19 protein-coding genes and 1 pseudogene are annotated in these 23,647 nt (G+C 41.9%); 7 read left to right on the top strand and 13 right to left on the bottom strand.

All coding sequences use genetic code 11. The features are described 5' to 3' along the window. Positions 1-49: 49 nt before the first annotated feature. The 6 genes from carB to FHS60_RS07870 form a co-directional block, all read right to left on the bottom strand. The gene (carB, locus tag FHS60_RS07895) at positions 50-3,268 is read right to left on the bottom strand and encodes a carbamoyl-phosphate synthase (glutamine-hydrolyzing) large subunit (protein ID WP_009346512.1); all 3,219 of its coding nucleotides are present in this window, start codon (positions 3,266-3,268) and stop codon (positions 50-52) included. A 16-nt stretch (positions 3,269-3,284) separates the two neighbouring features. Next, positions 3,285-4,361: a glutamine-hydrolyzing carbamoyl-phosphate synthase small subunit gene (gene carA, locus FHS60_RS07890; RefSeq protein WP_183697356.1), complete on the bottom strand. Its 1,077-nt coding sequence runs from the start codon at positions 4,359-4,361 to the stop codon at positions 3,285-3,287. 3 nt (positions 4,362-4,364) lie between these two features. Then, on the bottom strand, positions 4,365-6,287 hold the full coding sequence (locus FHS60_RS07885; protein ID WP_040597179.1) for an amidophosphoribosyltransferase: 1,923 nt from the start codon (positions 6,285-6,287) through the stop codon (positions 4,365-4,367). Positions 6,288-6,468: 181 nt separating this feature from the next. Further along, positions 6,469-7,104 (bottom strand): trimeric intracellular cation channel family protein, encoded by a 636-nt coding sequence (locus FHS60_RS07880; protein ID WP_009346515.1) that lies wholly within the window; start codon positions 7,102-7,104, stop codon positions 6,469-6,471. Positions 7,105-7,127: 23 nt separating this feature from the next. Continuing rightward, a complete protein-coding gene (locus FHS60_RS07875; RefSeq protein ID WP_040597231.1) occupies positions 7,128-8,081 on the bottom strand; it encodes a D-2-hydroxyacid dehydrogenase in 954 nt (317 codons plus the stop codon). Between the two features lie 18 nt (positions 8,082-8,099). Further along, positions 8,100-9,380 (bottom strand): type IX secretion system plug protein, encoded by a 1,281-nt coding sequence (locus tag FHS60_RS07870; protein ID WP_009346517.1) that lies wholly within the window; start codon positions 9,378-9,380, stop codon positions 8,100-8,102. Positions 9,381-9,785: 405 nt separating this feature from the next. Between FHS60_RS07870 and FHS60_RS07865 the strand changes: the two genes are divergently transcribed. The 5 genes from FHS60_RS07865 to FHS60_RS07845 are packed head-to-tail and all read left to right on the top strand — an operon-like array spanning position 9,786 to position 14,092. After that, entirely contained in the window at positions 9,786-10,667 is an 882-nt protein-coding gene (locus tag FHS60_RS07865; RefSeq protein ID WP_183697353.1) for a YicC/YloC family endoribonuclease, read from the top strand. 60 nt (positions 10,668-10,727) lie between these two features. Then, positions 10,728-11,327 (top strand): guanylate kinase, encoded by a 600-nt coding sequence (gmk, locus tag FHS60_RS07860; RefSeq protein WP_009346521.1) that lies wholly within the window; start codon positions 10,728-10,730, stop codon positions 11,325-11,327. Further along, entirely contained in the window at positions 11,324-11,917 is a 594-nt protein-coding gene (gene nadD, locus FHS60_RS07855; RefSeq protein WP_009346522.1) for a nicotinate (nicotinamide) nucleotide adenylyltransferase, read from the top strand. The genes gmk and nadD overlap by 4 nt, the downstream gene beginning before the upstream one ends. Positions 11,918-11,932: 15 nt before the next feature. Further along, complete coding sequence (locus FHS60_RS07850) at positions 11,933-12,916, top strand: Gfo/Idh/MocA family protein (protein ID WP_183697350.1); 984 nt, start codon at positions 11,933-11,935, stop codon at positions 12,914-12,916. A gap of 15 nt (positions 12,917-12,931) precedes the next feature. Further along, positions 12,932-14,092: a DUF4421 domain-containing protein gene (locus FHS60_RS07845; RefSeq protein ID WP_183697347.1), complete on the top strand. Its 1,161-nt coding sequence runs from the start codon at positions 12,932-12,934 to the stop codon at positions 14,090-14,092. Here the strand turns inward: FHS60_RS07845 and FHS60_RS07840 are convergent. The 6 genes from FHS60_RS07840 to FHS60_RS07815 are packed head-to-tail and all read right to left on the bottom strand — an operon-like array spanning position 14,086 to position 20,724. After that, positions 14,086-14,688, bottom strand: coding sequence for a uracil-DNA glycosylase family protein (locus FHS60_RS07840; protein WP_183697344.1), 603 nt, complete (start codon positions 14,686-14,688; stop codon positions 14,086-14,088). The two genes, FHS60_RS07845 and FHS60_RS07840, sit on opposite strands and share 7 nt — an antisense overlap. A gap of 45 nt (positions 14,689-14,733) precedes the next feature. Beyond that, positions 14,734-15,249 (bottom strand): NlpC/P60 family protein, encoded by a 516-nt coding sequence (locus tag FHS60_RS10350; protein WP_183697341.1) that lies wholly within the window; start codon positions 15,247-15,249, stop codon positions 14,734-14,736. A 55-nt stretch (positions 15,250-15,304) separates the two neighbouring features. Next, positions 15,305-16,243: a thioredoxin-disulfide reductase gene (trxB, locus tag FHS60_RS07830; protein ID WP_183697338.1), complete on the bottom strand. Its 939-nt coding sequence runs from the start codon at positions 16,241-16,243 to the stop codon at positions 15,305-15,307. Between the two features lie 18 nt (positions 16,244-16,261). Further along, positions 16,262-16,882, bottom strand: a complete 621-nt coding sequence (lolA1, locus tag FHS60_RS07825; RefSeq protein ID WP_183697335.1) for an outer membrane lipoprotein periplasmic chaperone LolA1 — start codon at positions 16,880-16,882, stop codon at positions 16,262-16,264. A gap of 33 nt (positions 16,883-16,915) precedes the next feature. Beyond that, positions 16,916-19,501 carry an FtsK/SpoIIIE family DNA translocase gene (locus FHS60_RS07820; RefSeq protein WP_183697331.1) on the bottom strand — a complete coding sequence of 862 codons (2,586 nt, stop codon included), beginning with the start codon at positions 19,499-19,501 and terminating at the stop codon, positions 16,916-16,918. Between the two features lie 5 nt (positions 19,502-19,506). Then, complete coding sequence (locus FHS60_RS07815; protein WP_183697328.1) at positions 19,507-20,724, bottom strand: M64 family metallopeptidase; 1,218 nt, start codon at positions 20,722-20,724, stop codon at positions 19,507-19,509. Between the two features lie 87 nt (positions 20,725-20,811). Between FHS60_RS07815 and FHS60_RS07810 the strand changes: the two genes are divergently transcribed. Further along, positions 20,812-22,086, top strand: coding sequence for a YihY/virulence factor BrkB family protein (locus tag FHS60_RS07810; protein WP_183697325.1), 1,275 nt, complete (start codon positions 20,812-20,814; stop codon positions 22,084-22,086). A gap of 7 nt (positions 22,087-22,093) precedes the next feature. Beyond that, on the top strand, positions 22,094-22,936 hold the full coding sequence (locus tag FHS60_RS07805) for an ATPase (protein WP_183697498.1): 843 nt from the start codon (positions 22,094-22,096) through the stop codon (positions 22,934-22,936). Positions 22,937-23,109: 173 nt separating this feature from the next. Here FHS60_RS07805 and FHS60_RS07800 read toward each other — a convergent pair. Further along, positions 23,110-23,433: pseudogene (locus FHS60_RS07800) on the bottom strand (transposase); the annotation flags it as partial. Positions 23,434-23,647 lie beyond the last annotated feature (214 nt).

Here is a 23,647-nt window from a genome sequence, read left to right as displayed (position 1 = left end):
ACTTTCTGGTATTCAGGAAGTGGCGATAATATAGTAGGACTTATTCTTTTTAATATTCATCCCAGCTCTTAATGTCTAAGTCGTCAATATCAACCGTTGCAAATGCATGGATGAAAGAACTCGCAAGTCGGGCGTTTGTGAGTAGTGGTATGTTTAAATCAATGGCTGTACGACGTACACGATAACCATTTGTAATTTCTCTACTGGAGAGATCGTGTGGGATATTTACAACCATATCTATTTTCTTCTCACGAAGTAAGTCGATGACTTGTGGTGTTCCTTCCTCAGTGGGCCAATATACACGAGTGTTCTTGATGCCATTTTCTGTTAGATATTGGTTTGTTCCTTTTGTAGCATAGATGGTATAACCACGTTGTGCTAATAACTGTGATGCAGTCAGCATATCGGCTTTCTGAAGTCCGTTACCCGTTGAGAGGAGTACACTATTCTTTGGTATTCGCAAGCCAACGGACAACATACTCTTCAGCAGCGCTGTTCTGGAATCTTCACCAATACAACCTACTTCACCCGTTGAAACCATATCAACACCTAGCACTGGGTCAGCATTTTGTAGACGATTGAATGAGAACTGACTGGCCTTTACACCGACATAATCTAAATCGAAAAGGTTCTTATTGAGCTTTTCCACAGGAAGACCAAGCATCACTCGGGTAGCCAATTCTATAAGATTTATCTTCAGTACCTTACTTACAAATGGGAATGAACGAGAGGCGCGCAGATTACATTCGATGACCTTAATATCATTTTCTTTTGCCAAAAATTGGATATTGAATGGTCCACTAATATGCAACTCGTGTGCAATCTGTCGAGAAATTCTCTTGATGCGGCGAACCGTTTCTACATAAAGTTTTTGGGGAGGGAATTGAATGGTAGCATCTCCAGAGTGTACACCAGCAAATTCTACGTGCTCACTGATAGCGTAGGCAAAGATCTCACCATCTTTTGCAACTGCATCCATTTCCACTTCCTTTGCATGGAGCAAGAATTTGCTCACTACTACAGGATGTTTCTTGGACACATTTGCCGCAAGTTTCAAGAAGCGTTCTAATTCTTCATCATTAGAGCAAACATTCATAGCAGCGCCTGAGAGTACATAGGAAGGACGCACTAGAACGGGAAAGCCTACTTTGTCAATGAACTTGCGAATGTCCTCTAGTGTCGTCAATGCACTCCATTCTGGTTGATCTACACCGATACGTCCTAGCATTGCCGAGAACTTTTCGCGATCTTCAGCATTGTCGATATACTTGGCTTGAGTTCCCAGAATAGGAATGTTCTGCTGATCCATACGCATTGCCAAGTTTTGGGGGATCTGTCCACCTGTAGATACGACAACGCCATATGGATTCTCAAGGTCGAGGATGTCCATGACACGTTCAAAAGTCAATTCGTCAAAATATAGACGGTCGCACATATCATAGTCTGTAGAAACAGTCTCAGGATTGTAGTTGATCATGACACTGCGATAGCCGTTTCTACGAATGGTATTGAGAGCTTGCACACCACACCAGTCGAATTCGACAGAAGAGCCTATACGATAAGCTCCAGAGCCAAGAACAACCACAGAACGATGATCATTTTCAAACTGCACATCATGAGCAACGGCAGAATAGGAGAGATACAAATAGTTGGTCTGTGCTGGGTATTCAGCAGCAAGTGTATCGATTTGCTTAACATAAGGAACGATACCTGCTTGTTTTCTCCGTTCGCGCACAACAAGTACAGCTTTCTCCATATCCACATCAGCTTCCATACCTAAGGCACGTGCTATTTGGAAATCAGTAAAGCCATAAATCTTAGCCGTTTTCAGCAGCTCGTTATCTAAATTATTGATAGTTCTGCATGCTTTGAGGTCCTTGTTGATTTTGAAGATATGTTCAAGTTTGTAAAGGAACCACTTGTCAATCTTGGTCAGTTCATGAATACGATCAACGCTCATTCCATCGAAGAAAGCCTTCTCGATAACAAGTATTCGTTTATCTGTTGGAGCTGAAAGACTTCCTTCAATATCTGCGATTTTGAGTTCTTTGTTTCCTACAAAACCATGAAGCCCTAAACCTACCATTCGAATGCCTTTCTGGATGGCTTCTTCGAAGGTACGTCCTATGGCCATCACTTCACCCACAGACTTCATACTGGAACCTAGCTCTCGATCAACACCATGGAATTTTCCTAAGTCCCAACGTGGAATTTTGCAAACTACATAGTCGAGTGCAGGTTCAAAGAAAGCACTGGTTGTTTTAGTTACTGAATTCTTCAGTTCAAAGAGGCCATATCCTAAACCTAACTTGGCTGCAACAAAGGCCAAAGGATAGCCAGTAGCTTTTGAGGCAAGAGCAGAGGAACGACTCAAACGTGCGTTTACCTCAATAACGCGATAGTCTTCCGAATAAGGGTCGAAAGCATATTGCACATTACATTCACCCACGATACCAATGTGGCGAACGATCTTGATGCTCAATGCGCGCAGCTTATGATACTCAGCATTCGTAAGGGTTTGAGAGGGCGCGATAACAACACTTTCTCCTGTGTGAATGCCAAGAGGATCGAAATTCTCCATGTTGCATACAGTGATACAATTATCGTAGTTATCACGCACCACTTCATATTCAATTTCCTTCCAGCCTTTTAAGCTCTTTTCTACTAAAACTTGCGGAGAGAAAGAGAATGCTTTTTCTGCAATTTTATTTAGCTCTTCTTCATTATCACAAAATCCAGAACCAAGCCCCCCCAATGCGTAGGCAGCTCTGATAATGACAGGGTAGCCTAATTTCTTAGCTGCCTTTCGCGCTGTTTCTATATTTTCACAAGCATAACTCTTGATGGTATGAACATTAATTTCATCAAGTTTTTCTACAAAAAGTTCACGATCTTCCGTGTCCATAATGGCTTGGACAGGAGTACCTAGAACTTCCAGGTTGTATTTTTCAAGAATACCACTTCGGTAGAGCTCTACACCACAATTGAGAGCCGTTTGTCCACCAAAAGCAAGCATAATGCCTTGTGGTTTTTCTTTCTGAATAACCTTTTCAACAAAGAAAGGAGTGACAGGCAAGAAATAGATCTTATCAGCAACACCTTCGCTGGTTTGAACCGTAGCGATATTGGGATTGATAAGAATAGTTTCTATACCTTCTTCTTTAAGGGCTTTCAAGGCTTGCGAACCGGAATAGTCGAACTCTCCAGCTTCACCGATTTTCAAGGCTCCAGAGCCTAAGAGTAATACTTTTTGAATATTATCTTTCATACTAAGAAACCTAATTTTACAAGAGTTCTACAAATTTATCGAAGAGAAATTCTGTATCTAGAGGCCCACTACAAGCTTCTGGATGGAATTGTGCGGAAAACCATGGATTTTTCTTATGTTTTACACCTTCATTAGATCCATCATTCATATTGACAAATAATGATTCCCAATCAGAAGGAAGAGTTGTGCTATCAACAGCATAGCCATGGTTCTGACTTGTGATAAAGCACTGGTTAGAGCCTACCATACGAACAGGCTGATTGTGACTACGATGCCCGTATTTCAACTTATAGATAGAAGCTCCTGCTGCTTTTGATAATAATTGGTTACCCATACAGATACCCATGCAAGGACGCACCTTGGGATTGGCGAGGAATTTCTGAATGTTTTTTACAGTTTCCACACATGTGTCTGGGTCGCCAGGTCCGTTTGCAAGAAAAAGGCCATCAAAATCCATATTGTTGAAATCATAGTTCCAAGGCACTCGTATGAGCTCGACACCACGATCAAGCAAACAGCGGAGAATATTGTTTTTTACGCCACAATCTACTAGTACCACTTTTTTACCAGCACCTCGATTGTAGTGTATAACTTCTTTGCACGATACTTTAGCTACATAATTAATGCCTTCGTATTCAGCTTCAGGAATGTTGGCCGGTTCATCATCAAAGATGATTTTACCCATCATCACACCATGTTCGCGAAGAACCTTTGTGAGCTGGCGTGTATCAACACCACAAATTCCTGGAACTTCTTCACGTTTGAGCCAATCAGCTAAATTTTCTTTGGCATTCCAATGGGAATACTTCTCGCTATAGTCACTGACAATTATAGCACTTGCATGAATGCGGTCACTTTCCATAAATGTGGCTATGCCCTTTTCCTCTACAGTAAAGGGAGGTATGCCATAGTTGCCTACAAGCGGAAAAGTCAGAGTCATCAACTGTCCCGCATAGGAGGGGTCAGTAAGACTTTCCGGATAGCCCATCATAGCTGTATTAAATACCACTTCTCCAGCCACCGGTTTCTCGTAGCCGAAAGATTTACCATGGAACTTTGTCCCATCGCTGAGTACTAATGTTATACTTCGCATATCTTAGTATTGCTGTTTATCAATGTCAAACTTATCAGAATTATGCTCATAGAAATCCACAAAAGCTTCATTCACGCGCATAATACCTCCTGGTGTAGGGTAGTGTCCGGAAAAATACCAATCTCCAGGACTCACAGGGCAAGCCGTGTGTAATCCTTCTAAGGTTTGGTACACTATTTTTATTTCGCAAGTAACTCCATCAGGACGTAGCATTTCTGCCATTTTATTACTAATTTCCTCTTGTGAGAAACCTTCATATAAGTCACGCACAACTTCGGATTGTTCTTCTTTGGGCAATAGCAACTGCTCTTTACAACGTTGATATATACTGTGGATACGCCCCGTTTCTTTGTGTTCTTTCAGCAATTCAATAGCTGCTCTAAATGCTATGAAATCATCCATATTACTCATGTCAATGCCATAAAAGTCTGGATAGCGAACTTGGGGGGCTGAACTAACAATAACAATGCGTTTAGGATGAAGGCGGTCAAGTATTCGGATGACGCTTTCGCGCAAAGTTGTACCACGAACAATGCTATCATCTATGACAACAAGATTATCAACATATGGTTTTAACGCCCCATAAGTAATGTCATAGACATGAGCCGCAAGATCATTTCTTGCACTACCTTCTGCAATGAAGGTGCGCATTTTAATATCTTTCCAAGCAATCTTCTCTGCTCGGATACGGCGATTAAGGATATTGTGGATTTTTTGTTCAAATTCCTCTGAAGGAAGCTTTTGTTTTATCAAGATTTCAATCTCTCTAGTTTTTAGGCCATTAAGATGGTTTTCAAATCCTTCAATCATGCCATAATAGGCAGCTTCGGCAGTATTGGGGATATAAGAAAAAACAGTGTTGTCTAATTCGTTATTGATAGCTCTCAATACTGCAGGTATAAGACTTCTACCTAAGGTTTTACGCTCTTGATAAATATCGCAATCAGACCCTCGACTAAAGTAGACACGTTCGAAGGAGCAAGCAGCAAACTTGCGTGGTTCAAGAATCTGGACGTGGCGCAACTCACAATTTTTATTTAAGAGTAAAGCTTCACCCGGTTTTATTTCAATGATATCCTCACTATCAATATCAAAGGTTGTCTGCAAAACGGGACGCTCTGAAGCAACGGCAAAAACTTCTTCATTTTTGTAGAAGAAAACAGGTCGAATGCCCCACGGGTCGCGCATAACAAAAGTTTCCCCACTTCCCGTTACCCCCATGATAGCATATCCTCCATCCCAAACAGGAGCGCTCAATTTGAGTATATTCGAGAGATCTATATGGTTTTCAATATAGCTTGTAATATCCTTATCTTGTAAGCCCAAATTCTTTGCTTCTTCAAAGCAACGATCACTTTCTCGATCAAGACGATGCCCAAGCTGTTCAAGGAGAATATAAGTGTCCGACATCATGCGCGGATGCTGGCCTTTAGATGCAATGGTTTGAAAGATTTCAGGCACATTAGCCATGTTAAAATTAGCACAAATACAAAGATTTTTAGCGCGCCAATTCGAACGTCGCATAAAGGGATGGATATAATTAAGGCCACGCTTGCCAGTAGTTGAATACCGAAGGTGGCCCATATAAATCTCCCCTGCATAGGGAAGATGGTAGTTTACAAAATCCATATCTTGACGCTGTTCAGCCGAATACTCATCTATGCGTTGCCGCACTGCAGAGAATATCTGAGAGATACCCCCAGCCCCCATTGATCGTTCACGGTAGATAATCTCTTCTCCTGGTGCTGCTAAGGTTTTAACGCAAGCCAATCCGGCGCCTTCTTGGCCACGGTTGTGCTGCTTCTCCATCATCAAGTAGAGTTTACTCAATCCATATTGCCAAGAGCCATATTTCTCTTGATAATAATCTAGAGGTTTGAGTAGGCGTACTAATGCTACGCCACATTCATGTTTCAGTGGTTCCATATACAAATTTAGCTTTGCTTTGCAAAGTTAAGTCGAAAAGGTTGAAGCGGCAATAAAAGTTTAGAATTTTGCAGATAAATCTTTCTTTCTCTTGGAAGATAATATAATCTGCGATATGAAAAGTACAAAACTTGCATTTATACTTCAGTGAAGTGGAAAAAGAATCATATATCGTGAATAATTAGTTTTGTGCTTTCTTACTTTCATCTTCTGCCTTTAAAACGGGAAGATGAAGTCTGTATCGAACAGCCAAAAAGCGCATAAGAATCACCAGTGATGCGCAGATAATAGAGCAATAGAGTGGGGGGACGATATACCGCGCACAAATCCAATAGCCAAAACCTCCAATGACACAGGCTAATGCATAGATTTCTTTACGAAAAATAAGAGGAACCTCATTGATAAAGACATCTCTAAGTACACCTCCTCCAGCTCCCGTTATAGAGCCCATTATGATTGCAGTCCAAAATGGAAAACCAGCTTGTAATGTTTTTTCCATTCCTGTAACAGTAAAAAGGGCTAAACCTATTGTGTCAAATAGGAACCATGTATTGTTTTGTCGAACAAGGAGTTTTCGAAAAATTATGACCCATACTAAAGCGATAGCGGAACAAATGAGATAAAAAGAGTTTGTCATCCAAAAAGGCGATAGGCCAAGCATTACATCACGCATAGTACCACCGCCTATAGCTGTAGTTAATCCAACAACATAGGCACCGAAAAGATCAAAATGTTTGGCCGATGCCAATCGAATACCCGAAATAGCAAAGGCCAAAGTTCCTATAAAGTCGCAAACGTTGATAAACGTTATATCCATAGCTTTTGAATTTTGCCACGAAGTTACAACTTATTGACGATATTTTGAGGGTTACCTGCGAGGAAGCTTTCAATGTTTTGAACAACGATGCGGAGAATGCGTTGGCGGGCTTCTAATGTGGCCCATGCAATGTGCGGGGTAATAAAAGCGTTGGGTAAATCGAGAAGAGGATTATCATTACAGGGAGGTTCTTCAGACAAAACATCTGCACAATAAGCTGCTATTCGGTTTATCTTAAGTGCTTCGGCCAAATCCTCATCGTTTACCAAACGACCTCGAGCTGTATTTATTAGAATAAGGTTAGGGGTGGCCTTTTCAAGTAGCGCCCCATTTATCATCTGCACATTATTAGAAGTTAGTGGGCAATTCAGACTGACAACATCGCATGTGCTAAAAGCTTCTTCTAGTGAAATATGACCAATATCGACAGGTAGTTCCTTTTTTGAAGAAACAGCAAAAAGACAAACGCCAAAAGGTCGCAACATTTCAGCTACCTTTTGCCCAATACTACCAAAACCTACAATGGCTACCCGCTTATTCTCAAGTTCCATTAAAGGCTCATTCCAGCAGCAGAAGTCTAATGAGTTTTTCCAAAAACCATTACGATTCTTTTCTGCATAATGACTAACCCTATTAGTAACATTCAAAAGATGAGCAACAACCATTTGGGCAACCGCCGTTGTGCCATAGCCTGCCGCATTGCAGACTATGATTCCTCTACGCGAAGCAGCATTTATATCTACTACATCATATCCAGTAGCAGCTACACAAATCAAACGTAATTGTGGTAATTCGAGCATTTCTTTTTCTCCTAATCTCGTTTTGTTGAGAATAAGAATATCTGCATCCTTTGCGCGCTGGATAATGTCAGTACTTTCTGTACGATCATAGACTTTGAAATTTCCTATTTTTTCAAAGCATAGCCAGTCTAAATCGCCAGGATTGAGTGTAAAGCCATCTAAAAAAACTATATTTATCATTTTGCTTGTATTATTTTATTGAGTTAGTCGTTTATTATCATACGAAATCTCTGACATACCAACCATTTGCCAATAACGATCGCCTATTCTGCGATAATAGGTCAGTACTGTATATTCATTTTCAGCTTGGAAAAAATCCCCTTCAACAGGTCCTGTAAATCCCTCATCGCTTGAATGAGGGACTGTAAGATATAAGTAGCTATAAAAACCTGTTTTTAAGAAAATGCTTCCAAGGTAAGTCTGCGAAAGCTCATCGTAGGTAAGTTTGTATTTAGGAGAGAACCTATCATAACTCCAATCACCACAAACATAAATATCAGCATCTTTCATCTGCGGCATTGTAAGACTGAAATTTACCCAAACATATTCGCTTTGTGATAAAGCATCATTATTGTCCTGAGTTCGAACAATCATTTGTCCGTTTCGATCTTGATCATTTAAATAGTTACGCCTTGGTTCGGCTGTTAATAAATTTGCCTGGTATTCAGTACCTGTCCATTTCATATTATCCACCCCCATTCCTGGATATTGCGTGGAAAGTATTTCAAAGCGGCGATATTCATTCCCTGCATTAAATATTAGACTTCGTTGGTGGCGCCATTCTAGATTTGTTCCATTTATATAGTCAGGTTTAGGATTCCAAACTGCATTGTCCCAACGATGATTTTGAAGGACAATAGTTCGCAGTTCTTCCTCTGGGGCTCGTATATTTAATTGACGTGTATCAATAGACATCCGAACTTGTTGATGAGTGGCATTCCTATCAACTTCTGTATCGGTAGTCACATCAAGTTTGATATTTACTTTTGAATCAATAACAAAGAAGTAGGCATTCAGTGCAGGGGTTAGCGTACCATCTTCATCTAAAACTACTTCTAATTTATAGTTACCACTTAGCAAAGGACGCACATTGCTGTTTGGCATCCTAATTCGATAGTGAGTGTAATTAGTAACAGTATTCATGCTTTCAACATAGTCATCTATTACAGTCCATTCTGCGGAAGTTGCCACCCAATCATTCTCAAAAATATTTATTGACTTTTTGAAATCAGCATCGAGATGTATTATTCTATAGAGATAACGATGATACTCTTTCGACATATGATCGAAGCTTAACTCAAGCTGGCCTTGTGAGCCAAGGCGTAGTACTGGTAACGCATGAGAATTATTTCCAGTAGAGATCATAACAGTATTTATATTATTCATCAATACTTGTGTGCGTTGAGCATGAATAAATACTATCGACATTCTGAATGCGATAAAGAAAATGTAGAAACGTAATGTTACTTTTCCCATACAATATAGATTATAGCGCAAAGATATGCTCTGTACTGAAAAAGATTGACAGTTCTGTTTGTTAAATTATCTTTTGGTTGACAGCTCCTAAACTTAAGTTTAGAGGAGGTTGTCTTTGTTATTTCCTAAATCTGTTTTAGGTTGATACTTGCCTTATGGTGGCAAAGATAAGGATTTTTATTTATTTGGCTTTCTATTTTATTTGAGGTGGCTGATTGATGTATGAAAAACACCGAGAGACATTGTACTAACCTCAATTCGGGGATGAACCACTTTTATATGCTAATCTGGGGAATGTGTTAATAGCTGTTTTAAATGTGTTAATGCTGAAAAAAGAGGAGGGGAGATATTAGGGAAATGGAGAAAAAGTTGTAATTTTGCTTAGTCTATAAAACGCTATTCGAAATGATACAATCTATGACCGGCTATGGCAAGGCTGATGCACACTTTGGAGGAAAGAAAATCCATGTGGAAATTAAATCGCTGAATTCTAAGTCGCTCGACTTGAATGCACGCATTGCTCCGCTCTATCGCGAACGCGAAATAGAAATCCGTAAGATGATTACGCCTTTTGTGGAGCGTGGCAAGGTGGACTTCAGCATCTGGACCGAAAATGAAAATGCTGCTGAAACTGCTCCTATCAATGCCGAAGCAGTGAAGAGCTATGTGGCCCAACTGCGCAGCATCAGCGAAGAGGCGGGCTTGCCTTTTGATGATAGCCAGGCTTGGCAACTACTGGTGCGCCTGCCCGATACAACGGCGGTGCAGACCTCTGAGGAGCTTACCGACGAGGAATGGGACGTGATGAGTGCAGCCATCAAAGAGGCGCTTCAACACTTGGTGGACTTCCGCAAGCAGGAGGGCGAAGCTCTCTATCGGAAGTTTAAGGAGAAAATCGACAATATCGCACGCTTGATGAAAGAGATTGAACCCTTCGAAAAAAGCCGAGTGCAGAAAATACGCGAACGCCTCGAAGCCCGACTGGAAGAGCTACGCGGTGTGGATTATGACAAGAACCGACTGGAACAAGAGTTGATTTACTACATCGAAAAACTCGACATCAGCGAAGAGAAACAACGCTTGACAAATCATCTGAACTACTTCTGTGAGACGATGGACACAGGTCATGCAGGGCAGGGGAAAAAGCTCGGTTTCATCGCACAAGAGATGGGACGAGAAATCAATACAACGGGCTCGAAGTCGAATCAAGCCGAGATGCAAAACATCGTGGTGATGATGAAGGATGAGCTCGAACAAATCAAAGAGCAGGTGCTCAACGTGATGTAGAACAGCGAAGCAACACGCGCACATACAAACTCCCTTTGGGGGAGCGCATCAGAGAAGATTATGCAAGAAAAAAACGAAAACCAGTTGGGTCAAGGGCGAGTGATCATCTTCTGTGCCCCCTCCGGTACGGGCAAGAGTACGCTGATACACTACCTCATTGAGCAGCACCCTGAACTGAATCTAAATTTCAGTATCAGTGCCACCTCCCGTCCTCCTCGCGGAGCAGAGCAGCATGGTGTGGAATACTTCTTTCTTAGTCCCGAAGAGTTTAAAGAACATATCGAGCAAGGCCATTTTTTGGAGTATTGCGAGGTGTATAAAGACCGCTTCTATGGCACGCTACGCAGCCAGGTGGACCAGCAGTTGGCGAAAGGCGAGAATGTCATTGGCGACTTGGACGTGATAGGCGGACTCAATGTGAAGCAAGCCTATGGCGAACGTGCCTTGACAGTTTTTATCCAACCGCCCTCCATCGCTGCTCTGAGAGAACGCTTGGAGAAGCGCGGAACAGATACGCCCGAGGTGATTAATGACCGCATCGCCCGTGCGGAATATGAGATAAGTCGCGCACCAGAGTTTGACTGTATCGTGACCAACGACAACCTCGAACAGGCACAAAGCGACATCTACCGCGTGGTGAGCGAATACTTACTGCGGTGAAGCGACTCTGCATCTTCGGAGGGTCGTTTAACCCCATTCACTTAGGCCATATCGGCATAGCAAGGGCCGTGGTGGAACAGCATCTCTCTGACGAGGTATTGCTCATGGTGTCGCCACAGAACCCTTGGAAGGAGGATACCGACTTAGCCCCTGAGGCCGACCGCCTGAGGTGGGCTTGTGAGGCTGTGAGAGAGGAACGCCATATCAAGGCAAGCAACTTTGAATTCTCCCTCCCGCGCCCTTCCTTTACTTGGCGCACGTTAGAAGCTCTCCGGAAGGCCTATCCCCATTGCAGACTGCAACTCCTCATCGGAGGCGACAATTGGGTGTCCTTCGACCATTGGGCGCATTATGAGGAGATCCTCGCTACTACAGACATCATTGTCTATCCCCGTCGAGGAAGCTCAGTAGAGCCCCTTAAAGGGCACGAAAAGGCAACGATTCATGTGGTCAATGCTCCATTGTTTTCTTGGAGCAGCACGCAGATAAGAGCCGCCATCCGGCGAGGAGAAAATGTGAGAGAGATGGTGCCAGCACCGATCATAGAAGACGTGGTGGACACCTATATGAAAGCATTACGAAACGAATAAAAGCACGCTGTTATCATGTCGAAAAATATCTGTTGGGGCTTCATTGGATGTGGTGAAGTCACAGAGAAGAAAAGTGGACCAGCCTTCAGCCTTATAGAGGGCTCGAAGGTCGTTGCTGTAATGCGCCGCAACAAAGACAAAGCGCGCGACTATGCCCTGCGTCATGGCATTCCCAAATGGTATGACGACCCGATGAGCTTGATTCATGACCTCGACGTCAATGCAGTTTATATTGCCACACCGCCCAGTACGCATGCCACCTATGCCATCATGGCTATGAAAGCAGGTAAGCCGTGCTATGTGGAGAAGCCGCTAGCGAGCAACTACGAGGACTGCTGCCGTGTGAATATGATTTCAGAGAAGACGGGGGTGCCATGCTTTGTGGCCTACTATCGGCGCTATCTGCCTTACTTTCAGAAGGTGAGAGAGTTGATAAAAGCAGGCACAGTGGGGCACGTTATCAACGTGCAGATACGCTTTGCCGTGCCTCCTCGTGACCTCGACTATAACGATGAGAATCTGCCATGGCGTGTGCAAGCAGACATTGCAGGTGGAGGGTATTTCTACGATTTAGCCCCTCATCAGCTCGACTTGCTACAAGAGATGTTTGGTCCTATCATTGACGCCGAAGGCTATACAGGTAATCGCGGTGGACTCTATCAGACGGAGGACAGTGTGAGTGCTTGCTTCCGCTTTGATGATGGACTGCCAGGTAGCGGTTCATGGTGCTTTGTGGCCCACGACTCTGCTCGTGAGGACAGTGTGGAAATCATTGGCGATAAAGGTAAATTGCATTTCTCTGTCTTTACCTATGCGCCAATAGTGTTGCATGATGCGCAGGGTAGGCATGAGTTTAGTCCAGATACCCCCGAATATGTGCAGTTGCCACTGATACGCAATGTGGTGGAGCATCTGCAAAACAAAAGTGTGTGTACCTGCGACTGCGTGAGTGCAACTTCAGTGAACTGGGTGATGGACCGCATTCTGGGTAAAATATAATCCTTTAGTAAACGAATGAAAAGAGTTTTACTCATCCTTTGCTTCTTGCTACTGACTGTAGGGGCGCAGGCCCAACAGGTGGTGGATAGCGTGTGTGGGGACACAGCTCTCACTGGCGTCATGCCAGGAGATCAACTTTTCCTGCCAGAACGCTCATTTGGCAACTTCTTGAAGCGAACGGGGAAAAGCATAAAGAGGGGCATACGTTTCTTGGATAAGACGGATAGCATCTACATAGAGCCTAACCACTATGATTGGACCGTGATGGGACAGAATAGTAATTTCTTCCAAGTGATCTCTATGTCGGCTAAAACTGAGAAGCATCATTATCAGACACTCTCATTCCGCCCTAAGCCCATGTTCAAGATTGGCCCGTACCTTGGTTGGCGTTGGATATTCTTGGGATACAGCGTAGATGTTAGTAGACCTTCGAGTGCAGGCAAATCAGCGGAGTTTGACTTCAGCGTGTATAGCAGCAAAGTGGGGGGAGACCTTGTTTATATTCATAACAACGGAAAGTTCAGACTGCGTAAGACGCAAGGATTCGACGGTATAGATAAGTCTCAGTTTAGCGGCACCGACTTTCATGGCTTAGAAGTCAACACGCTGAGTCTGAATGCCTATTATATTTTTAATCACCGCCGCTTCTCCTATCCAGCAGCGTACAATCAGAGTACGTTGCAGAAACGCTCTGCAGGAAGCGTTATCATGGGCTTTCGCTACGACAAACAGAAGCTAATATTCGATTATACTCAGCTGCCCTCTCCGCTGAATGAGAGAGATTCTGTGCCGTCTGTTATGAGCGATGAGTTGAAGTTCTCACGTCTCAGTTACCAAGACTTCTGCTTGAGCGCAGGCTATGCCTATAATTGGGTGTGTGCTCGTAATTGTCTCTTGTCAATATCGGCAACACCAGCATTGGGCTATAGAGCCGAGAAAGGCACTAAGGTGAAGTACGATAAATTGCTTTATAACGCCATTCGTTATGTGGCAGTAGACTTTATAGGTCGTGCAGGTTTTGTGTGGAACACTGGGGATAAATTTGTCGGTGTGTCGTATGTCACGCATCTCTATGGCTATCATAGCCGACACTTGACAATAGCGAACTCAGTGAACTATCTCAATATCTACGCGGGCTTCTATTTTGGCAAGAAACCAAAATATCGCCGTCAGTGAGTGGGACACATTCCCAACTCTTCAAACATACGGCGATAGATGGCCGCTTTCTTGTCTAACCGCATCGGATAAGCTCGACTGCTGCTAGGCATGCGATAGAGCCTCAGAGAGCGTCCTTCAAACTGAAAGGTGGAGTAGCTACCCACAGTAGGCTGCTCTCCGCAGAAGTTATCAACGAAGGTGTCCGTAGCCTTCTGCCCCGTGGTGCAGATAGCTTGAAGTTCTGGCAAGCGATGCAAGAGTGCAGGCAGATCTGTAGGAGTGACAACTTCTAAGAATTTATCGCTAGCATTGTCCTGCAAACGACGCACCTCTGTGGCCGTATCATAGCAGCCGCACCCTAACTCAGTGAGAAAGGGCACTAGCTCATTGAGCTTAAATGTCTTCTGCTTTGCATCTACAAAGAAGTCCTTATCATCCTTGAATATAATACCGAAGATACGCCACATATCATTGATGAAATTAGGATAGAAAAAGTTCATGCTCCATCGCTTCTGCTGTGGAGGGAAACTTCCCATCATCAGCAGGCGAGCATGAGGAGGTAAGAAAGGCTCAAGTGGATGACGTTCAATGGGGATAATGATGCTATCTGTCATAAACTATAAGGGCTTTATTAGGCTTTGTATAACGTTACCTGTCCTTTATCGTACACTTCCTCCCGCTAGCCAAAATTGCTGCCAATAGGAGCTTTCTAGGCTCTCTACAACAACTCCACGGCTACCAGCGTGGATGAATTTATCGTCCTTCAGAAATATTCCCACATGACCACATTTTTCACCACTATTGGGTGTGCGGAAGAACACAAGGTCGCCTTGTTGCAACTGACGACGTCCTTTGAGTTGAGCGTCCTTTTCATATTGTTCCACACTACGCCGATGCAGCTGCTTATTATAGATGCGTGCATAAATGGTCATAGTCAGGCCAGAGCAGTCCACTCCACTTCGCGTAGCACCTCCCACAACATAGGGTGTGCCTAACCACGTTGCAGCCTCAAGGAAGAGTGCGTGATTATCGTGCTCTTCAATGCGAATGCCTAGTGCTGAACCTGCATAGGCCAACGCCTGAAAGTTGGTGTTAGATAAGTTCTTCTGTGTACCGCACGAGTGAAATGTGACGAGTAGCAGAAGAAAAGCAATGACTCGGAAGATAGCTTTCACGATAAAGAAGCAAAAGACCCCCTCCACGAAGGAGAGGGCCTATATGGAGAGATTATTATAGATGATTTTCTTGGAGATAGTGATTGGCTTCAATAGCAGCCTTACAACCACTAGCAGCCGCTGTAACAGCTTGTCTGTAGAGCGGATCTGCAACATCACCAGCCGCATAAACTCCTGGTACACCAGTCAAAGGAGTGTCTTCTTCAGTGAGGATATATCCTTGCTCATTCGTCTTAACCCAGGGCGTAAAGAGATCGCTATTAGGCTTATGACCAATGGCTAAGAAGAATCCATCAATGGGCAAATCGTATAGCTTCTCATCTATTTCTCCTTTACGATGAACCAAATGAGCTCCCTCTAACTTTCCTTCACCAAAGAGTCCAACAGTATTGGTTTCAAAGAGAACTTCAATCTTAGGATTCTCCATTACGCGATCCTGCATCGTCTTGCTAGCGCGTAGGAAAGGTTTGCGTACAATCAGATAGACTTTATCTGCTAAACCAGCTAAATAACTTGCTTCTTCACAGGCGGTATCGCCACCACCTACAACAGCTACAGTTTTCTTACGATAGAAGAAACCATCACAGGTGGCACAAGCACTAACGCCGTGTCCCTTATAGGTTTCTTCATCGGCTAAGCCAAGATATTTAGCAGCAGCTCCTGTTGCTATGATCAGCGTGTGGCATAATATCTCACAACCATCATCAAATGTAACAGAGTAGGGGGCTTTATCTAAATTTACCTTAGTAGCTATATTAGAACGAATCTTAGCGCCATAACGCTCTGCTTGCTGACGCATATTATCCATCAAATCATACGCTTCAACACCTTCAGGAAAGCCTGGAAAGTTCTCTACCTCACTTGTAGTTGTGAGCTGTCCACCAGGCTGCAAACCTTCGTAGATAACAGGATTTAATCCTGCACGTCCAGCGTAAATGCCAGCAGTATAGCCAGCAGGACCAGAACCTAAAATTAGGCAACGTATAGTTTCCATAATTTATATATTTAATGTTTATCGTAAGTCTATTACTGCCACTTTTGGGTAGTCTTTCTTACTAAATTCAAATGTGCTCTTACTAAGCTTAACACCTGTCTGAAGCTGACTAATGCGGAAGCGCATCCAGTTGCCTTTCGCATCCTTCAATCGAACATTCATAAGATTGCCATTAGCATCGACTAGTACAACTAGACGCTGAAAAGAAGCGCGTGCCTTAGGCACTACCGTTATCTTACGGCACATCTTTCCATCGTAGGTGTCTGATTCCATGTAATAGTTGCAGTTGTCACGATAGAGGTTAATAAATGCCGTAGGATTCATCTTCTGAATCTCTGCCTCAGTAGGAGTGCTTACATTCACTTCGTCACTTCCTGACATCATGGTCCATTGTGTCGTACCATTGAACCAAGTTGTCATACTATTTGACTGAATCTTAAACTTATTTCCCTCTACTTGAATAGTACCAAGAACTGTGCCATTAGGATTAAGTCCTTTGAAGGTGGTAGCCTCAAAAGAAGCCTTAACGCCTGTATTTTGTAACTTAGCAGCCACTTGATTGAGAATTTGACTAGCACTCTGCGCAAAACAGGGCAATAGCGCAAAGGATAAAAGTAAAGTAGAAAGTGTTTTCTTCATACCATTGTATTTTTATTTCTAATATTTATAGTCTTAAATACCCAGCATTTGATCAAGTTGGAATTCATCTTGCACGAGGACTTCTCGTGGCTTTGCTCCTCTTGCAGGCCCTACAATACCTGCATTCTCTAACTGATCCATCAGACGACCTGCACGGTTATAGCCTATGGAGAACTTGCGCTGAATGAGTGAAGTAGAACCAGCTTGGTTCATAACTATATAGCGCGCAACCTCCTCAAACATTGAGTCACGTTGTCCACTATCATCACGACTCCCTGCTCCATCTCCATCACTTTCTTCTGCAACTTCTGGAAGTTTAAAGGCTGAAATATAACCTTGCTGAGTTGTGATGAACTCATTGATTCGTTCTACCTCAGGAGTGTCAACAAAGGCACATTGCACGCGTACTGGTTCGTTACCACTCAAGAAGAGCATATCGCCACGACCAATAAGTTGCTGAGCACCTGTGCGATCTAAGATCGTCTTAGAGTCGATACCAGAAGATACCTTAAAGGCCATACGTGCAGGGAAGTTTGCTTTGATTGTACCAGTGATGATATTTGTTGTCGGACGCTGTGTAGCAATAATCATGTGCATTCCTACCGCACGCGCTAATTGAGCAATACGTGCAATCGGAAGTTCTACCTCCTTGCCTGCAGTCATAATCAAATCACCGAACTCATCAATAATAATGACAATGTATGGCATGAATTCATGCCCATTAGCAGGATTCAGCTCACGGTTGATAAACTTCTCATTGTACTCTTTAATATTGCGAACTCGCGCTTTCTTTAGTAGGTCATAACGATGATCCATTACAACGCAAAGACTCTTGAGAGTTTCAATAACTTTCCTTACATCAGTGATAATAGGTTCTTCATTGTCTGGAACCTTAGCTAAGAAATGCTTCTCTATGGGTGCATAAATGCTAAACTCTACCTTCTTAGGGTCAATGATAACGAACTTTAATTCAGCAGGATGCTTCTTGTAGAGCAATGAAGTGACGATAGCGTTCAAACCAACAGACTTTCCTTGTCCTGTAGCACCAGCAACCAGCAAGTGAGGCATCTTGGCTAAATCCACCATGTATACATCGTTCGTAATAGTTTTACCAAGCGCAATCGGGAGAGCAAAGTTGGCTTCCTTGAACTTCTTAGTGTTCAAGATACTTTCCATTGAAACAATCTTCTTATTGCGGTTTGGAACCTCAATACCGATTGTACCTTTCCCTGGCATAGGAGCAATAATACGAACTCCTTCTGCTGAAAGATTAAGGGCTATATCATCTCCCAAATTACGAATCTTACTGATGCGTATACCTGGGGCGGGCGTAACTTCATAAAGCGTGATTGTCGGACCAATCGTTGCTTTGATATTAGTAATTTCTACTCCAAAATCATGAAGAACTGTGACGATACGATCCTTGTTACTTTTTTGTTCCTCCATATCGATACTTGGACCTTCATTCTCATACTTCTTCAACAAGGAGAGAGTGGGGAACTTATAATGTTCTAAGTCCTTACGTGGATCATACGGACCTAGTACTTCTAGTGGAGAGGCAACTGTCTTAGTGCTAGCACCTTTCTCTGGCTCGTCAGCCTTTGTTATCTCCAACTCTTCATTGATATCTGTCTCTACTGTAGATGAAACCGTAAGAGAGGGTATAATGTCATTAGGAGCCACTTCCGTTTCTGAATCACCTAAATCTATCGTAGTAGCAGCGTCACTATTTTCTTCATCCGTCAGATTTTCTTCTGTAAGATTCAGTAGGTCTTTTGCATCATCTTCAGAATTAGATATAATGTCTTCTTCGCTATGCAGTTCCTCTAATTCATCATTAGAGTCTTCATCATTCAGCTCTTCAGTGTAATCCTCGTCATCTTCTTTGCTACCCTTATCACTTTCTTCTTCTGTACCATTCGTCACAGAATGCTCTGCTCTATATTTAGATGGATTAAAAAGTATGCGGATAAATTCTATAGTCTGTCCTGAGAAGTAAATCAAATAGAGAATACCAGTCACTATCATCAGAATGACGGTTCCAATCAATCCAATGTTGTTTGTAAGATATTGACTAACAAGATGGCCATGTCCTCCTCCCCAGTCTGGTTGGAAAGGAATTTTCATAAGTTTTGCAGGGAAAACATTAAGAAATTCTTTAGAAGAAAGAAGAGTTAGTACAACAGATCCCCAAATCATCAGAACAGAACAATTTACAAACCATTTACGAAGGCGAATTCCATACGTATCCATGAACTTCAGACTTAATCCAATCATGAATATGGGTAAGAAATAGGAACACACGCCAAAGGCCTCATTAAAAAAATAGTTGGCGATATATGCACCTAGCTTTCCTCCATAGTTAACAAACAGTTGATTGCCTATATTATTCTCTAGTTGTGTCTGATCAACACTTGCTGTATAGAAAAATGAAGTGAAACATAGTAACATATACAAAGCTAACGCAAAGGTAATCAAACCTAAGATAAATTTTAGCTTTTCTCCACACAGTAGTTCTTTCCATCCGCCTTCAGGGCTGAAGACCGACTTGATATTAACATTACTATCTTTTGTTTTATTTTTATTGGCAGTCTTTCGAGTTGTTTGCTTCTTTGCCATGATTCCTATTTCGTGTAAAAGTCTATAAGTTGATTCAGCGCACGTTGACAAACGCCACAAAATTCAGGATGTTCATTTGTTTTCATTCGGCAATTTTCAAAGCCTCTGTATACATTTTTAGCTTGATAACCTGCGCCCTCATACATCTTTGCTCCGCGTACATCCTTCCATTTAGAATCTTTAGGATGAGTTGTGATATTTGCTTCCCACGGCTCTGTTGCTGCATTATATGTATCAGAGAATTGCGTATCATTATAATACTCATCTGCTAGACCTCCAAAGCTATGTCCAAACTCATGCACAATAACAGGACGAAAGGCATTGTGTTTTGCAGTAGTCAGTGTATAGGAGTTATAAATACCGCCCCCACCATAATTATCCGTATTGGCTAAAATAATAATATGCTCGTAGGGGATACCTTGTAAGGCATCATTAAGTTTGCGCAGATTCAATGTTGTTAAATAGCGATCAGAATAAAAAGTATCAAAATGACTAGATAGGGCTGTTTGCTTCCATAGTCCTTGTTGGGGAATGCTAATACCGCTATTTTGTGAAGGCAAAGCTACAGCTACAATATTAAAGCAATCTTTTCTGCTTTTGAATGGTTCATGTGAAAACAACGATTCCATCGCTATAATGGCATCGGCATAAAAACTATGCTTTTCTGCTTCTGTATATCCTTCTGCCACAATAGCAACATCTATATTATTGTCTGAAGTACCAGCTTTCCAGAGATACTTATAAGGAGCCGTTTGCAAACCATCAAGGGAGCGAATAAGGATATCTTTGGGATGGATGCCCATAAAAAAAGTTGATGCAACTTTAGAGTGTGTATCGTATAGCTCGATGCTGAGTAAGGCTGAATCTGTTGGCATTGGCATTAAGAATACGTTTTGAAAAGCTTTATTTACTTTTTTAGCTTCTTCAGTCGTCAGCCATTCTTGAAATAACGTTGAAAAAGAATGTCGATACAAAACTTTTTTTGTCCGCGCATCTTGCAAACATAATTGGCCATTCCCGCGCATAGGCACCTCGTCTAAATGGCCACGACGTCCTGCCCACCCATTGAAAGAACTGAGTTCTTCAATAGAAATATCTTGTTTGTCAACATTGCCAGAAAATATAAAATCTGCACGGAGTGTACGATTAAAATTAAGATTTTGACTTTTAAGTGGCTGGAATATAGATAGTGCCAAAAGTATGAAATAACACAAGTGTCGCATGTTCTATGAGATTTGAATGCAAACTTACAAATTTATTCGTAATTTAGCGGCCCAAACCAATCTACATCTTAATAAATTATTGTGACTTTGAAAGATTTTGAGAACAGACTGGTGCAAGGTCAATGGCTTGCGTCCTTTCCGCATCTTCAGCATTATTGGCAAGCTCTGCTCCAACGCTTGTTATTGGCAGGGCGTATCTTTTGGAACGAGCGTATGACTTTTCGTGCAGGTGCACTTACCTATGTTTTCATATTAGCTTTAGTTCCTGTTTTAGCCCTTATTTTTGCAATTGCTAAAGGCTTTGGTTTAGATAATTACATTGATAGTCAAATACATGCAGCTTTTTCTTCTCAACCTCAAGTCGTTGATACTCTCTTAACTTTTGCAAATCGCTATTTGTTGAATGCTCAGCAGGGTGTCTTTGTAGGTGTGGGTATTTTAATGCTACTCTATACGATTTGGTCTTTAATGAGCGGTATAGAAACAACCTTCAACCAGATATGGCAAATAAAGGAAGAACGAAGCATCTTTGCACAAATAAAAGATTATATATTTGCAGCTATTTTTCTTGCTATCTTCTTGATTATTAGTTCTGGACTATCTATTTTCTTGAGTAATTCTTTAGAGTCCGTAATAGGATATATACCTTTCATCAAGCAGGTGCCATTACTTTGGAGTGTACCATATATTCTTATGATACTCTTCTTTACGCTACTCTATAGCTTTATGCCTAACACCAGTGTACGTTTACGCAGTGCATTCATTGCTGGCTTACCAGTGGGGATTCTCATACAATGCAGTGTATATGGATACTTCTATTTGCAAATGATGATGACAAGCTACAATGCTGTTTATGGTTCATTGGCAGCACTACCGCTCATCATGATTTGGATACGCATTCTTTGGTATATTATTCTTTATGGTACGGCTTTAAGTTATGCAGATCAACATATAGGAGAATATGCCTATGGCCGGAATAGGAATTGGAATAATACTTCATTAGATAATTTAAGTATTTCTATCTGTATATTTGTTTTTCAGAGATTTAAACGAGGGAATACTGCGCCAAAAATAGCAGAACTTCAGGAGACGTTTCGAGTTCCAACATTCATTCTTGAAGCCTCTTTGGATAAATTAGTTTCAGCCCAAGTATTGCTAATTAATTCTTCCAATCAGGGATACATTCCAGCAGCAGATCTATCTTTACTCACTGTTGGAAAAGTGCTTTATGCTTTGGACAAACTAGGGAATACCATTTCTTTCTCTCATGGTTCAAGCAAATTTGAAAACTATAGAAATAATTTGTTTATTGGTGGTTTTAACGATGAGTTAATAGTCAATTTATCCAATGATGGAAAATAATACTAACATAGTTCTGATTGCAGACAGTGGCAGTACTAAGACAGATTGGTTGTTGCTAAAAGGCAATAAAGAATTCTCTAGATTCAGCACGCAAGGAATCAATCCTTTTATGCTGAATGAATTAGAAATAGTAATCATATTAACCAAGGAATTACCCCAGCTGCCAGAGTGTGTAGAAGCTATTTATTTTTATGGGGCAGGCTGCCGAGGTGAACAATCAGCTATTGTAAAATCTGCAATAAAACGTGTTTTTCCTACGGCTAATATTCAAGTGGAATCAGACTTACTTGGAGCAGCTCGCAGTGTGTGTGGCAACGAGTCTGGCATTGCTTGTATATTAGGGACAGGTTCTAATAGTTGCCTTTATGATGGCAAGAACATCGTAGAAAACGTATCTCCATTAGGTTATATATTGGGCGATGAAGGCAGTGGAGCAGTTATGGGAAAGCATCTTGTTGCTGACATTCTAAAGCACCAAATGCCAGATAAAATATCTACCTTATTTTTTGAAAAATACCAACTAACTCCCGATCAAATTATCCAAAGAGTATATAGAGAACCTTTTCCTAATCGTTTTTTAGCCACTTTTGCTTTGTTTATAGGAGAAAATCGGAATAATCCTGATATACATAAGTTTATAATTTACGAGTTCGAGTGTTTCTTTAGAAGAAATGTAGATCAATATCATCGTCCCAATCTTCCGATAAACTTTGTTGGGAGTATAGCTTTCTTTCTAAGGATAGAACTTCAGGAAGTAGCAAAATCATTAGGATATCGTATCGGTCGAATATATAGAACACCTTTAGATGGTCTTATGAAATATCATACTGCACATAATAAAGCGTGCTAAAAATCCTTATTGTATTTCAAAATATCCTTATTATGTCAGCTGATACAATAAGCCTATCAGCTGGATACTGCCCTAAAAAAGTGTGTAAGCCCCTTTATTCTTATCTCTGTAGTTGACAAAACAAAAAGAAAGTAATAATGGAACTTACACGATTACAAAAATCGGACATTACCATCTTCACAGGAAAGTCCACGAGAATACAACTCGTAAAAAAGCTGTGTACGCTCACTCTCCTGAGAGGATAAAATACCAAGAATGATGGGTTGAAATGCATTGGAGCGCGTGCGAGGGATGCGAAGTTGAAAACTCCAACCATGACCCCGCCAACGCCGAGGACGGAAGCCATTGGCTTGTTCACCCTTATGTTCCTCGAGAAAGAGGGCGCGCTCCTGCTTGGAAAAACTCTCCAAAAGTACGCGAAATAACTCATTAAATCCAGCCTCACTGGAGGCCATTTCAGAAAGTAATTCCGATCTTTGTTCTGTTGTAAGCTTCATTGTTCTTTGTTTGAGTTTTAAGTTCACTACAAATATAAGAACTTGGGAGCTTACACACTTTTGGGGACGGTACCGATAAATGAGTTTAAAAGCTGTTTTTTCCTTATTCTATTTGAAAATATTGCTGTCCGGTAAAAGTTTTACACGGCAAAAAAATAAGGCTGAAACCCTCTTGTAGGATTCCAGCCTCTTTTGTTACTTTGCTTGTTGCAAA

The sequence above is a fragment of the Alloprevotella rava genome, from assembly GCF_014195585.1.
Classification (GTDB): Bacteria; Bacteroidota; Bacteroidia; order Bacteroidales; family Bacteroidaceae; genus Alloprevotella; species Alloprevotella rava.
The sequence above is the reverse complement of the archived record's forward strand: the minus strand, read 5'-3'. Positions and strand labels throughout refer to the sequence as shown.